A 14,452-nucleotide genomic window follows, 5' to 3' on the forward strand; every position below is an offset into this window, starting at 1 on the left:
GAGTCAAACCCATAATAGCAGAAAAAAGACAATACTAAAGAGAAGGGTTTAAATAGCTTGTTTAGTCTATACTGAACTAAGCAACTTGAAACCCATACTTTTTCGCAAATTGAATCGCTTCTTCAACAGACAATTGTTTGTTAGGTGCACCATATTCTTGATAGTGATAAAGTGTTGGATTGTAAACTTTATCTTTTTTAAGAACGTGGTAGGTAGTCACAAGTAGACGGTGAGGAATCGCAATAATGGCTTTCTTGTGTCCTCTACGTTTCTTAAGTTGGAGATACTCCGGTGCTCGGGGTATTTTTCAGATCGTACCACGGCATTGGCTACTTCAACCAATAAAGATTTGAGGTAATGTCCACCTTTAGAAATACTCCAGCCCAAGAAAAAAGGTGACCAGCGGTCGGAAATTGATTCATATCAATACCGATTTCTGAAAGCACTCGTAACGCTGTTAATGTCTGCTTAAATCCTAGAATTGTTTGAATTAACGCTTGTTGGTGTGCCTATTCTTTGCCTAACTCGGTGATCAGTTCTTCAAGGTCATTTTTACACAAGGTAATGGCGTCGTAGTGAGCTTTGATGACACGCAGCTTTTCTGCTTGTTCATCAGATAACTCGCCTTCCATGGAGTACTCTAGTTCTTCAACAGATGCTTTCATATAACGGTGAATTATTGTAGCGATATCAGGTTTCTCATTCGGCTTGTCCAGAACACTCTGAATAATTTTCTGAACAGATATTCTAAAGACATCGGAAACGATACTGGCAATTTGAAGATTATGCCAAGTGAGACAGTTTTGATAACGAGTTTTTTCACTTGTTTGAAGATAGGTCAGTTTCATTCGATAGCGAAACAAGTCATGTAACTGAAGGATTTTAGCGGGTGGAATAAAAAGCCCAGCGACTAAATCATGTTTGTATAAATCAGCGATCCATTGCGCATCTTTCTTATCTGTCTTTTTTCCTCGAATTGCTTTGACATATTTTTGATGAACCAGATAGCTATCCATCTCATCTTCAAGAACATTATAGACGGGTATCCAATATGCCGGTAGATTCCATACAAAGATGGAAACAAGAGTGAAACTCAAGCCATTTCTTCAGCTCAATTAACGAGTTCGTAAACGTCGAAAAGAGACGGCGTTATATACTGAGTAATTCCTTGGTTGTCAGTGATTGCGATAACAGCGATAACGAACGTTTTGTGGACATCAATACCACAACAGTTTTGGTGCACGATTTTTTACATCGTGAGAAACTCCTTTCAAAAAAAATTTAGAAGAAGAACAGTGCAGGGACTGCGAGGCTTTACACAAACGAGTCTCTTATTCAAAAATAAGTTTACGTGCTCAGAGTCACAGTTAGTTGTACTTGAAAAGCCAAGCTACACATATAAGTATATAAGGTCGAAAAGTGGAACTTCGCACTTACTCACCTTCCCGTGATTTGTAGTGTATACAGGCTTTTTCAAGAAAAGTTTATTATAAATACAAGAAGAATTCTGCAAGGAACAGCGTATTTTTTATACGGTGTTGTGCCTTGAGCGGAACGCGAAAGGAATGATTATAAATATGAATAAATATAAGAAGTTACTTTCTAATTCACTAATATTTGGAATAGGAAATTTCGGGAGTAAGATTCTTATACTATTGATGGTTCCTTTTTATACTTTCCATATGTCGACTACAAGCTATGGAACAGCAGATTTAATAACAACAACTACAAATATGTTGTTACCTATTGCTACTTTAAGTATTCATGAGGCAACATTGAGGTTTGTTATGGACAAAGAATATGAAAATAATATAATTCTTAGTAATAGCTTATTTTTAGGCGGGATGGCTCTTACTATAACACTTATTTTCCTATTGTTAATAAAAATTATTTTTAATGTAGAGTATATTGGTTATATGATTGGGATTGTGGCTGTTCAGGCAATTCAAAATATTCTTGCTCAATTTACCAGAGGTATTGGTAAAGTAAAAATTTATGCGATTAATGGACTGCTTGTATCTGTGTTTTTGGTTATACTTAATCTTCTTTTTATTGGAGAATTTAATATGAATTTATATGGTTATCTATTATCTATAATTATATCTAGTTTTATTTCAATTGTTTTTCTAATAATCTCCTCAAAAGAGTTCTTTTTTTGTAAATATATTTTAGATTTTCAAACTACTAAAAGGATGCTAATTTTTAGTTTTCCATTGATACCTAACTCATTTATGTGGTGGATAATCAATGCATCAAGTAGGTACTTTATTTTGTTTTTCGTTGGAGTTTCTGGTAATGGTATTTATGCAGTTGCAACTAAAATTCCTACTGTCTTGTCCATAGTTCAAACTATTTTTTTTCAAGCATGGCAAATGTCTGCAATAGAAGAATTTAATGCTGAAGAAAATAAAAAATTCTATACTTCTGTATTTGATTATTTTTCCAAGTTAATGTTTATTATGACTGGTGTAATTTTAGTTATTGTGAAGCCTGTTATTTTTACTTTTTTGGGAGATGAATACCATATAGTTTGGAGGTATGTTTCATTATTATTATTAGGAGTATTATTTTCTAGCTTTTCTAGTTTTTTTGGAACTACATATATTGCTGCTAAGAAAACAAAGGGAGTATTGGTAAGTTCTGTATTAGGAGGAATTGTAAGTGTTGGTATTAATGCTCTATTCATTCCAAAAATAGGAATTTATGGTGCTTGCTTTTCTATGTTTTTATGTTTTTTTATTATGTGGTTGTATCGTGTTAAAGATACAAAAAAATTTGTAGATATACATTTGTACTTAAAAGAAATTGTATTAAATTGTATATTTTTGTTGCTAAATGTAAGTATATTGTATATGTCCTTTTCACTTGTATGTGAATTTTTTATTAATCTTGTAATATTATTAGTGAGTATTTTAATGAATTTACTATTTATTATTAAAAGAAAGAGAGAAAACAGATGAACATCTCAATTTTCGGCTTAGGCTACGTAGGCCTGGCTAACGCATTGCTCTTGTCACAGAGTGAAAAAGTGATGGCTTACGATATTGTTGATGAAAAAATTGATCTGCTGAATCGTAAGCAGTCACCATTGGAAGATAAAGAAATATATGAGTTTATGAAGCGTAATGATTTAAATGTAGAGTTTACAAAGGATTTTGAAGCGGCAGTTATGTTTGGTGACTATTTGATTATAGCAACGCCAACAGATTATGATGAGAAGAAAAATTATTTCAACACATCGACTGTAGAAAGTGTCATCGAACAAGCACTTGCAATTAAACCAGAAGCGGTATTTATCATTAAATCAACTGTTCCAGTGGGCTATACTCAAACCCTAAAAGAGAAGTATCAAACTGAAAATATTATTTTTTCACCGGAATTTTTACGTGAAGGAAAAGCTCTATATGATAATCTTTATCCTTCTCGAATTGTTGTGGGCGAGTGTTCTGATAGAGCCCAAAAAATCGCAAGTATGCTTTTAAGAAATACTGTAGAAAAGAATGCTCAGATCCTTTTAACACATTCTACCGAAGCAGAGGCAATCAAGCTGTTTTCGAATACCTATTTGGCACTTCGGGTGGCTTATTTCAACGAACTTGACACGTATGCTGAATCAAGAGGGCTTGATGCGAAGCAAATTATTGAAGGGGTAGGTTTGGACCCTAGAATAGGATCACATTATAATAATCCATCATTTGGGTATGGGGGTTATTGTCTGCCGAAAGATACAAAACAGTTGAGAGCAAACTATGATCAGGTGCCGAATAATATTATCAGTGCTATTGTAGATTCCAATCGAACCAGAAAAGATTTTATTGCTGAACAAATACTGGTGAAAAATCCGTCTGTTGTAGGAATTTACCGCTTAACAATGAAAGCCAATTCTGATAATTTCCGTTATTCATCTATTCAGGGTGTCATGAAACGCTTGAAGGCAAAAGGGATTGAAGTAGTGGTTTATGAACCCACGTTGAATGAAGAAGAATTTTATCGCTCTAAAGTTATTCGTGATCTGGATGAGTTTAAAGAAATATCGGATGTTATTGTTTCCAATCGCTTTGAAAAAGAATTATCAGATGTAGAATCTAAAGTATATACCAGAGACCTATTTAGAAGGGATTAACCACTGCCCCCTTTTTCATATATCCCCTATTTTACAATTGTGTTAAGAAATCATGCCAATTTTTCAAAAATATTGCTAGGTGGAGTAATTTGTGAGAAAATGATTTAGTGTAACGATTCTTGCGTAAATGAGGAAGTGTCTTATGAATTTATGGAAAAAACTAGTACTGTCGTTCTTGGGCTTGGTTTTTATAATGATCGCCGGAATCTGTGCCTATGGACTGAAAATCTATTCTGATGCCAGCAGTACGGTGACAGATGTATATGAATCAATCGAACGGGTGTCAACAAAAAGAGAGGTCGCCGTGAGTATTGATGCTCAGGAACCATTCTCTGTATTGCTGATGGGAATCGATAATGGGGACCTCGGCAGAACAGAAGAAGATGGCGGTCGATCGGATACAATGATGGTCGTAACAATTAATCCTAAAGAAAATAAGTCTACTATCCTTAGTTTAAGTCGGGATACTTTGACGGAACTGGTAGGAAATGATACGACAGACAAACTAAATCATGCGTATGCTTATGGCGGCGCAAAAATGACGATTGACACAGTTGAAAATCTTTTGGATATTCCAATCGATAACTATGTATCCATTAACATGAAAGGGTTAAAAGATTTGATTGATGCTGTTGGCGGAATCGATGTGGATAACCCTTATGATACAGAGCTTGATGGGATTAATTTGCCTAAAGGTCCAATGACGTTAAATGGTGAAACTGGTTTGGCGTATGCCCGTTACCGTTACGATGATCCAGAAGGCGATATAGGCCGTCAAAAACGTCAGCGGGAAGTAGTTGAGAAAATCGTTAATAAAGTTCTGAGCTTTAGCGGTGTGACTCAATACAAGAGTATTTTAAATGCAGTTAAGGATAATGTGAAAACTGACTTGACCTGGGATGATATGATTGACATTCAAAAGAAATACATGAATTCATTTGGAACGATTGAATCTCTTCAGCTGGAAACACAAACAGAAGAAATTGATGGTGGTTCTTACCAAATTTTGAATGCTGACAATCTGTTTGATGTACAGACAAAATTGCGTGCGCAGTTGGGCTTGGCTCCAAATGATGCGATGCTTGCCGAGTTGACTGAGAAGCTTTCTGTTTATGCCGTGAATTCAGGCACAGGCTATACTGGTGATGCTGATTATTATGATTCAGGTTATGCTGACCCAGGAACAACGGGCTATAGTCAGGACTATGGCTACACAGCTCAGGGAAATGTAGATCAGGGCTATGCGGAGTCAACACCGATTGAGGAACCGACAACACCAAGCTACGAAATCAATTCGGACTATGTACCGGAATCTGCAGGTTATTGACCTTTGGAGTAAGATACTGTCAGTTAAAGTGAAGTAATGAAGAAGCACTGATTCATCAGCTGCTTCTTTTTTATGTCATTGGATAGAGTGGAATGATTAATCCTGATGTTTTAAAACTGCAAATGACGGCGAGGGTTGGCAACTGAGGTTGTGACAAAGCTTCTCCGTGCTCCCGCATAAACGGAACTGGCAACGCAGCATAGTTTAGGACCGGCAAGTGCTAGTTCTACTTTGCCGCTTCTGCTTATATCAGTACTTTAGCAGAAGGGGATGTGTAGTTTCGATAAGGATTCCTTGAATAAAACCAGCTCACTTGATGTAGTAGAACTGTATGCGCAGCGGAGAGTAGAAGAATTGCTGTTTCTACGAGTCTAACGATTCTCAAGACAAAATATTACACTGTATCCATTTTTCTGCGCCTACAGTTCTCACTACATTACACTACACTTCGTTTCGATCTCATCAATTTCTAAACGGCAGAGCCGCTAAGAATTGAAGGACTTCGTTCCGATCCTCGAAGAATGTAGGGGCTTTGCTCCTACGCTTCTTGGAATGCTCGAATCATACAAAGACTGGAACACTGTTTATTCAGTTTTAAGGGTCTGAGGCATACTAATGTCGCAAATCCGAATCACTATTTTTCCTATTTTTATAGGGTGTGACATTTTCTATAGTCCGTAAATAAGCGGTCTTCAAATAGCACCTTAAAAGCTCAGTGAATCTCTTCACTTTAATCATTTTTTTATTTTCTTCTAGTGGTAATTAGAAAGGAAACATGCTATAATTGGACTATACCAAAATTCGGAATGTTAAAGGGGACAATCGATCATGAAAATTATTCGTGTGGCAAATGCAGAAGAAGGCGGAAAAAAAGCGTTTGAATTGATCAAAGAAGGTATGGATGCTGGAGCAAAAGTGTTAGGGTTGGCAACTGGAAGTACACCGGAAACTTTATATAAAGAAATGGTGGAAAGCAATTTGGATTTTTCTGAAATGACTTCTATTAATTTGGATGAGTATGTTGGACTTGGTGAAAGCGATGATCAAAGCTACCGTCATTTTATGAATGAAAAACTGTTTAATAAAAAACCATTTAAAGCAACCTATGTTCCTAATGGAAAAGCAGAAGATTTAACTGCTGAATGCGAGCGTTATGAAGGGATTATCGACAGCCATCCTGTTGATATTCAAATTTTAGGGATTGGTCAAAATGGGCATATCGGCTTTAACGAACCTGGAACTCCTTTGGATAGCTTGACTCATGTTGTTCAGCTGACAGAATCTACAATCAATGCGAACAAACGCTATTTTGATAAAGTAGAGGATGTACCGACAACTGCAGTTTCAATGGGGATCGGTTCAATCATGAAAGGGAAGAAAATGATTTTAATGGCTTATGGTGAAGCAAAAGCGGATGCTGTTAAAGGAATGATTGATGGACCCGTAACTATTGATATGCCGGCAAGTGCTTTGCAAAATCATTCAGATGTAGTTGTAATTATTGACGAAGCTGCTGCATCAAAATTATAATTAATTTCAATGACTGCTGTAAAATTTTACAGTGGTTTTTTTTCATCTCATTTTCTCGAAAAATTAGTGTTATAATGAACATATAGGTTAAAGTATTTCTGAAAAATTGAATAAATAGAAATTTTTCTATTAAAATATCACTAAATCATCGTTTAGTCAGTATCTAAGGAGGTTCTATGAATTTAGCAAATTTTAGGCAGTTAGGCGGTATTCAAACAAATACCGGTAAAATGGTAAAAAAAAATCGTTTATTAAGATCTGGAGAAGTGTATCAGCTGAATAAAAAAAGTTTGGATGCCCTTCATGAACATGAGCTGGTAAAGATCATTGATTTGAGAGGCGAGAAAGAAATCACTACTCGACCGGATGATCAGCTGAACAATGTTTCTTATCAGTGGATTGATATCATGAAAGACGTTCACCATGATGCGAGCATGGAGGACCTTTTTGATGTTGCTGATATCGGAGCGGTTGACAGACATATGATTGAGATCTATGAGAACTTGATTTTGAATGATGGAGCACAGGAAGGATACAGAAAATATTTTTCTGAGCTGCTTTCTATAGAAAAAGGCAGCGTTCTTTTCCATTGTTTTGCAGGTAAGGATCGTACAGGTGTTGCTGCAGCATTAACGCTGGAGCTGTTGGATGTGCCAAGAGAGTCGATTTATGTTGATTACTTAGAAACAAATGTACAGCGGCAAAAGCCCAATGAATTGTTTTTGGCAGAGGCAGCCGCAAAAGGGTTGTCTCCTGAGCAACTGGCAGGAATGAAAGTTGCCATGGAAGTGAAAAAAGAATATCTGGATCGTGCCTACCAGCTGATTGATCAGCACTTTGGCGACATTCAGAGCTATACAAAAGATGTGCTGAAATTAAGCAAAAATGATATTCAGTTATTAAATCATCTGTATGCTGAATAGCTGGAATATTTAGTTTGTCAGGGAAACGTAGAAGAAGTAAGGTGTGAGGAATACGCTTATTTTTTCTACGTTTATCTGTCTGTTTAAACAGATGAAACATAATGAATAGTTCAGAAAGGATGCTGGGAAAATAGTATTGGGTGTATTTTCTCCGGCAGGTTTAAAATAAAGTGAACGGATTATTAGATTATTAGATTATTTGGTTTGGAGGGTTGGTTATTTGACCTTCAGGGAGAGCTGGCACAATCCAACATTACTATTACGAATGTATTAGAAGTTGCTATTGTCGGTGTAGCGAGCAGTCTTTCTAAAATAATCAGTGTACTACTGCAGGAAGTATTGGTGGAATTATCAGACTGCTGATCTGCATTCAGCTTATGCTGTTATTAAGACACTATTTTGAATATTCATAAGATTTATTTATTAAGAAAAAGCAGTACAATTACTGAGCCTGAGTTGCAGAAAAATGATGATATTTAAAGATTGCTGTTACTGCTGATTGTGGGAGCTTAATTGAATAAGGTTATATGACCAATTCAGGCTGTATCAATTTTTTAGAAATAAGAGGGGAGAAGCGAATGATTAAGGGAATAATTTTTGATATGGACGGTGTTCTGGTTGATTCAGAATATACATTTTTGGAGTCAAAAACAGAGCTTTTGAAAGATGAAGGATTTCCAATGGACATCAGTTACCAGTACCAGTTTATGGGCACTACATTTGAATTTATGTGGCAGAAAATGAAAAAAGAGCTGTCTTTGCCTCGTTCTGTGGCTGAATATATTCAGGATATGGATGATCGCAGAGCTGCGATGATTAAAAGAGATGGGATTCGTCCGATTAAGGATACAGTTTCTTTTGTCAGGCATTTAGCTGAAAGCAACTTAAAAATGGCTGTTGCTTCGTCTTCTCCAAAAAGGGAAATTATTTATAATCTAAATGAGCTGGGGATTACTACCTGTTTTGATGCATTGGTAAGCGGGGAGGAAGTAGCTCATTCCAAACCAGAACCGGATGTCTTTTTAGAGGCTGCCAGACAAATAGGGATTGCCCCGAAAAACTGTCTGGCTTTTGAAGATACAAGGAATGGCAGTCTGTCTGTGAAAAATGCGGGAATGTTTTGCGTCGGGTTTGAAAATCCAGATTATCCTGCGCAAGACTTGAGTAAGGCAGATCAGATTATCCGCAGCTTTTCAGACATTCAGCTATCAGATTTGCAGGAATGGTTTTCAGCAAAGTAAAACTCAAAAAATGAGTGAAAAGAGGGGTACTTCAGGTACCATGTCTTTTCACTCATTTTTTTATTGTTTTCATTTAATCGTTCGATATACAATATTTATTTGAAAGATTTATTCCATGCCAATCAGATAATCATCGTCTTTCATTGCTTCAACCTGTCCAAGCAAGTAACCATTCCCTACTTGAGAGAAGAAGTCATGGTTGCTTGTACCGGTGGACAAACCATTCATAACAATTGGGTTTACGTCGTTAGCAGTGTCTGCAAACATTGGGTCCATTCCCAAGTTCATTAAGGCTTTGTTGGCATTATAGCGAAGGAAGGTTTTTACTTCTTCAGTCCAGCCTAATCCATCATAAAGCTCTTCTGTATACCTTTCTTCATTTTCATATAATTCATAAAGCAAGTCATACATCCAGACTTTTATTGCTTCCTGTTCTTCTTCAGAAAGCTCATTAAATCCAAGCTGAAATTTATAGCCGATATAGGTACCATGAACTGATTCATCACGAATGATCAGTTTGATGATTTCTGCAACGTTTGGCAGTTTATTGTTTCCCAGATAGTAAAGAGGTGTATAAAAGCCTGAATAGAAAAGGAATGTCTCCAGAAATACACTGGCAATTTTTTTCTCTAAAGGAGTACCATGTTTATAAATTTCATTGATTCGTTCTGCTTTTTTCTGCAGGTAGACATTTGTATTGGTCCATTCAAAGATATCATCTATTTCTTTTTTTGTATTAAGTGTACTAAAAATAGAAGAATAGCTTTTCGCGTGAACGGATTCCATAAACTGAATATTGTTCAGTACAGCTTCTTCATGGGGAGTCCGTACGTCTTTTCTTAGCTGATCCATCCCGCTTTCTGATTGAACTGTATCAAGCAGGGTCAATCCGCCAAACACGTATCCTACAGTTTGTTTTTCCATATCAGACAGTGTCCGCCAGTCATCCAGATCGTTTGACAGTGGAATACGGGTGTCCAGCCAAAATTGTTCTGTCAGTTTCTCCCAAGTTGATTTATCAATGATATCTTCGATTGCATTCCAGTTAATCGCTTCATAATAAGTTGCCATGATTTCTTCTTCCTTTCTGCCTGTTCGTTCACCAAAAATTAACTGAAAGACAAGATGATGCTATGTCCTTAGTATGTCCTAGCCTTCTGAAATCGAATAAACGGTATTCCAGTCTTTGTGTGATTTGAGAATTGCAGTAACATGAGAGCTGTAGACACAAAAGCAACTCTTCTGCGCTTCGTTGCATATACAGCTCTATTACATCAAGTGAGCTAGTTTCATTCAAGGGATATTTATCGAAACTACGTATACCATTCTACTCTGCTAAAGTACGGATATAAGTAAAACTGGCAACTCAAGATAAGAAAGGTCTGTCACAGCCTTGAGCTACTCTCAGTTAATGTTTTAAATTTAATGGTAATATTAATACTTGATTATTTATCATTCAAAGAACTGATTTTACCGGAAGCTTGAAGTTGTTAGATGACACAGCTTTCGCACTGATTGCTTCCGATTTCTTCTGAATCTTCTGTGAATGTCCGTACGTAATAGATGGACTTGATTCCTTTATGGAACGCATAGTGACGCAGGATATTTAAATCTCTCGTCGTTTGTTTTGTTCCTTCTTTCCAGTCGTACAAGCCTTCAGGAATTTCAGAACGCATGAACAGTGTCAGACTCATTCCCTGATCCACGTGCTGCTGTGCAGTCGCATAAACGTCAATTACTTTGCGCATATCCATATCGTATGCAGAAGTGTAGTAAGGAATCGTATCGTTTGCAAGGTAAGGTGCAGGATAATAAATTTTCCCAATTTTCTTTTCCTGACGTTCTTCAATTATTCGTGTAATTGGATGGATGCTGGCACTTGTATCATTAATATAAGAAATAGATCCGTTAGGTGCAACAGCTAAACGGTTTTGGTGGTACAAGCCGTCTTGTTTCACCGCGTCACGAAGCTCTTTCCAGTCTTCTGTAGTGGGAACAAAAATGTCACCAAACAATTCTTTTACTTTGTCAAATTTAGGCGCTATTTTGTTATCGATATATTTTTCGAAATAAGTACCGTCTGCATAAGCAGATTTTTCAAAGTTATGGAATGTCTTCTTGTATTCTTTGGCAATTTGATTACTTTCCACTAAGGTCCAGTAGTTCAACAGCATGAAGTAGACATTTGTAAAGTCCAGTGATTCTTCTGAACCGTATTCCATATGATTTTTGGCAAAGAAGGTATGAAGACCCATTGCCCCCAAGCCGATGGTGTGGTTTAGTTTGTTTCCGTTTTGAATTGTTGGTACAACGTCAATATCAGAAGAGTCTGTGACAAATGTTAGTGCACGGGTCATTGCTCGAACGGATTTACCAAAGTCAGGGCTTTCCATCAAATTAACAATATTTGTTGAACCAAGGTTACAGCTGATATCTGTTCCCAGTACTTCATATTCCTGTTTGCCGTTGATTACAGACGGTGTCTGAACCTGCATGATTTCTGAACACAAGTTGCTCATAATGATTTTTCCGTCAATCGGATTTTGTTTGTTCGCTGTATCAATATTCACAACATAAGGGTAACCGGATTCCTGCTGAAGCTTGGAAATTTCATTTTCAAGATCACGGGCTCTGATTTTCTTTTTGCGAATATTTGGGTTGGCAACCAGTTTGTCATATTCTTCGGTAATATCAATATAAGAGAAAGGTACGCCATATTCTTTTTCTACACTATAAGGGCTGAATAAATACATATCTTCATTTTTACGAGCCAGTTCATAAAATTTATCAGGAACAAGAACGCCTAAAGATAAAGTTTTTACACGTATTTTTTCATCCGCATTTTCTTTTTTAGTAGATAAAAACATTTCAATATCCGGATGGAACACATTTAGATAGACAACACCGGCACCTTGACGCTGTCCCAGCTGATTAGAATAGCTGAAGCTGTCCTCGAATAATTTCATGACCGGAACGACGCCGCTGGCAGCCCCTTCATACCCCTTGATTGGTGCACCTGCTTCACGCAGATTAGAAAGGGTAATCCCAACGCCGCCGCCGATCCGTGACAACTGCAGCGCTGAGTTGATGGAGCGGCCAATGCTGTTCATGTCATCTGTAACTTGAATCAGGAAACACGATACAAGTTCGCCGCGGCGCTGTCTTCCTGCATTTAAGAAAGAAGGAGTAGCAGGCTGATATCTTTGATGAATCATTTCGTCTGCCAGCGTCAGTGCCAGCTCTTCATCTCCATCAGCAAAATACAAGGCATTAAATGCTACACGATCTTCATAGCTTTCCAGGTATTCTGTACCTTCATTGTTTTTCAGTGCATACTGAGAGTAAAATTTATAAGCAGCCATAAATGACTTGAATTGAAAATTTTGTTCATCAAGAAACTGATACAGGCGCTCGATAAAGACCATTGAATACTTTTTGATAAAGGCCTGTTCAATATAGTCGTTTTCAAGTAAATAGTTGATTTTTTCTGTGGTATTCGCAAATTTTTTTGTATTCGGTACAGCATTTTCTTTAAAAAAAGCTTCCAGTGCCTCATGATCTTTATTTAATGGAATCTGTCCGTTTACCGGGCGATTAATTTCATTATTTAATTTAAAATAGCTGACATCTTTAATTTCTTTTAGACTCAATTTCACTCACTACTTTCTTAAAGGATTCAACATCTTCGTTTGTACCGCTAAATTCAAAAGAAAAAAGCAGTGGTACGTCGTAATCTCGTGCAATATCTTTTGCAGTATAAACAAATAATTCAGCAAAATTTCGATTACCACCGCCAGCTACTCCCTGTAAATTGTTCTTGTTGGTTTTATAATCCAAAAAATCATTTACAACTTCTGTGATTTCTATGTCATAGGTAGGAACAACTAAAATAAATGGCTCATTTATCTCAAAAAAAGGATTCGCAGGCTCAATTTCATAAGCTGGCAAATCCAATTTTTTTATGAAGCGTCTTGTCTGTCCTGTAACACTAAAATAGGCTATCTTCATGATTAAGACAATTGTTTCAATTGATCTGGACGGAAGCCGACTACTGTAGCTGCATCAGAAGTGATGACAGGAACACTTTGATACCCCTGATCTTTTAACCAATCAATCATTTCAGGTTGATTATCAATATTAACTTCCTCAAAAGGGATATTATTTTCGTTTAAAAAGCGTTTTGCCATGTTGCATTGAATACAATTATTTTTAGAAAAGATTTTTACGTTCATAATTTTTTCCTCCTCAATTAATCTACATTCCCTAGTATAATTCTCTTAAAAAAAAAGTCAACACTTAGGTACTATATATTGTGGTTGTTTTTTTATCGAACACAAAGTTTTGTGTTTTTTAAATATTTATGAAACTCAGTAACTATGAGAGTTCTGGTGTGGAGTATGGTCTTTTTTTGTTTATAAATTGGCGAAATAAAAAATTTTCAGCCAAAAAATTACCACCTAAAATACAAGATATAGTGTCTGTTTCTTTCTGGACACAAGATTAGGCTCTGTCTGAAAACTCTAGTGGTGAATATTTTCGTGGAAGTCATTGTCATAAAGCCTCGTTTATGCACTATACTGCCAACACTTTTCCAAGTAGACGCGTTTGTATCGAGAATCGAACAAGGTGAGACTCGTAGATACAAGGATTTTCCACTGATACAGGAACAGCTAGTGGATGGTATGCGAACTGACAATCTGATGAATTAGCAATAATTCATTCCTGTATTAAAAGTTTGCTTCTGCGCTTCTACGAATGCTCGTCGCATGTCTTAAGGTCGTGCAAGAACTTGCTCCTACGCTTCTACGAATGCTCGTCGCATGTCTTAAGGTCGTGCAAGAACTTGCTCCTACGCTTCTACGAATGCTCGTCGCATGTCTTAAGGTCGTGCAAGAACTTGCTCCTACGCTTCTTCAAATGCTCGTCGCATGTCTTAAGGTCGTGCAAGAACTTGCTCCTACGCTTCTTCAAATGCTCGTCGCATGTCTTAAGATCGTGCAAGAACTTGCTCCTACGCTTCTACGAATGCTCGTCGCATGTCTTAAGGTCGTGCAAGAACTTGCTCCTACGCTTCTTCGAATGCTCGTCGTATGCCTTATGCTCATACAAGACATGCCAACGGTTTTCCAAGTAGACACGTTTGTTCAATTCTCGATACAAATGTGTTTGTTGAGAAATGTGTTGGTAATATCTGATTGCTCTATAGTTTTTAGACATACCTTAGAACGATTTTTTCAACGAAGCAGAGAATAATTGTTCAATTCCTTACAAGCAGCATTGACATCGCTTTGTGAAAGCGTTATTCTAT

General features: G+C 36.8%; 11 protein-coding genes and 1 pseudogene. 7 read left to right on the forward strand and 5 right to left on the reverse strand.

Features of this window, described 5'->3' with window-relative positions; all coding sequences use genetic code 11:
* Positions 1–76 precede the first annotated feature (76 nt).
* A pseudogene (locus IW492_RS18335) lies at positions 77–1,246 on the reverse strand (IS110 family transposase).
* 331 nt (positions 1,247–1,577) lie between these two features.
* Here IW492_RS18335 and IW492_RS06690 point away from each other — a divergent pair.
* The 7 genes from IW492_RS06690 (at position 1,578) to IW492_RS06720 (ending at position 9,144) form a co-directional block, all read left to right on the forward strand.
* Positions 1,578–2,960: a lipopolysaccharide biosynthesis protein gene (locus IW492_RS06690; RefSeq protein ID WP_202066805.1), complete on the forward strand. Its 1,383-nt coding sequence runs from the start codon at positions 1,578–1,580 to the stop codon at positions 2,958–2,960.
* Positions 2,957–4,123 carry a nucleotide sugar dehydrogenase gene (locus tag IW492_RS06695; protein ID WP_202066806.1) on the forward strand — a complete coding sequence of 389 codons (1,167 nt, stop codon included), beginning with the start codon at positions 2,957–2,959 and terminating at the stop codon, positions 4,121–4,123. The genes IW492_RS06690 and IW492_RS06695 overlap by 4 nt, the downstream gene beginning before the upstream one ends.
* A 142-nt stretch (positions 4,124–4,265) precedes the next feature.
* A complete protein-coding gene (locus tag IW492_RS06700; protein WP_202066807.1) occupies positions 4,266–5,450 on the forward strand; it encodes an LCP family glycopolymer transferase in 1,185 nt (394 codons plus the stop codon).
* 828 nt (positions 5,451–6,278) lie between these two features.
* The gene (nagB, locus tag IW492_RS06705; protein WP_202066808.1) at positions 6,279–6,980 is read left to right on the forward strand and encodes a glucosamine-6-phosphate deaminase; all 702 of its coding nucleotides are present in this window, start codon (positions 6,279–6,281) and stop codon (positions 6,978–6,980) included.
* A 176-nt stretch (positions 6,981–7,156) separates the two neighbouring features.
* Positions 7,157–7,903 (forward strand): tyrosine-protein phosphatase, encoded by a 747-nt coding sequence (locus IW492_RS06710; RefSeq protein ID WP_202066809.1) that lies wholly within the window; start codon positions 7,157–7,159, stop codon positions 7,901–7,903.
* Between the two features lie 204 nt (positions 7,904–8,107).
* On the forward strand, positions 8,108–8,266 hold the full coding sequence (locus IW492_RS06715; protein WP_202066810.1) for a hypothetical protein: 159 nt from the start codon (positions 8,108–8,110) through the stop codon (positions 8,264–8,266).
* A gap of 215 nt (positions 8,267–8,481) precedes the next feature.
* Complete coding sequence (locus IW492_RS06720; RefSeq protein WP_202066811.1) at positions 8,482–9,144, forward strand: HAD family hydrolase; 663 nt, start codon at positions 8,482–8,484, stop codon at positions 9,142–9,144.
* Between the two features lie 108 nt (positions 9,145–9,252).
* Here the strand turns inward: IW492_RS06720 and nrdF are convergent, their stop codons facing one another.
* From nrdF to nrdH, 4 genes are all read right to left on the reverse strand, one after another.
* Positions 9,253–10,215, reverse strand: a complete 963-nt coding sequence (gene nrdF / locus IW492_RS06725) for a class 1b ribonucleoside-diphosphate reductase subunit beta (RefSeq protein WP_202066812.1) — start codon at positions 10,213–10,215, stop codon at positions 9,253–9,255.
* Positions 10,216–10,634: 419 nt separating this feature from the next.
* Positions 10,635–12,794, reverse strand: coding sequence for a class 1b ribonucleoside-diphosphate reductase subunit alpha (gene nrdE, locus IW492_RS06730; protein WP_202066813.1), 2,160 nt, complete (start codon positions 12,792–12,794; stop codon positions 10,635–10,637).
* Complete coding sequence (nrdI, locus tag IW492_RS06735; protein ID WP_202066814.1) at positions 12,775–13,152, reverse strand: class Ib ribonucleoside-diphosphate reductase assembly flavoprotein NrdI; 378 nt, start codon at positions 13,150–13,152, stop codon at positions 12,775–12,777. Before nrdI ends, nrdE begins: the two co-directional genes overlap by 20 nt.
* A gap of 2 nt (positions 13,153–13,154) precedes the next feature.
* On the reverse strand, positions 13,155–13,376 hold the full coding sequence (gene nrdH / locus IW492_RS06740; RefSeq protein ID WP_202066815.1) for a glutaredoxin-like protein NrdH: 222 nt from the start codon (positions 13,374–13,376) through the stop codon (positions 13,155–13,157).
* Positions 13,377–14,452 lie beyond the last annotated feature (1,076 nt).

The organism is Enterococcus sp. BWB1-3, from assembly GCF_016745275.1.
Lineage (GTDB): Bacteria > Bacillota > Bacilli > Lactobacillales > Enterococcaceae > Enterococcus_L.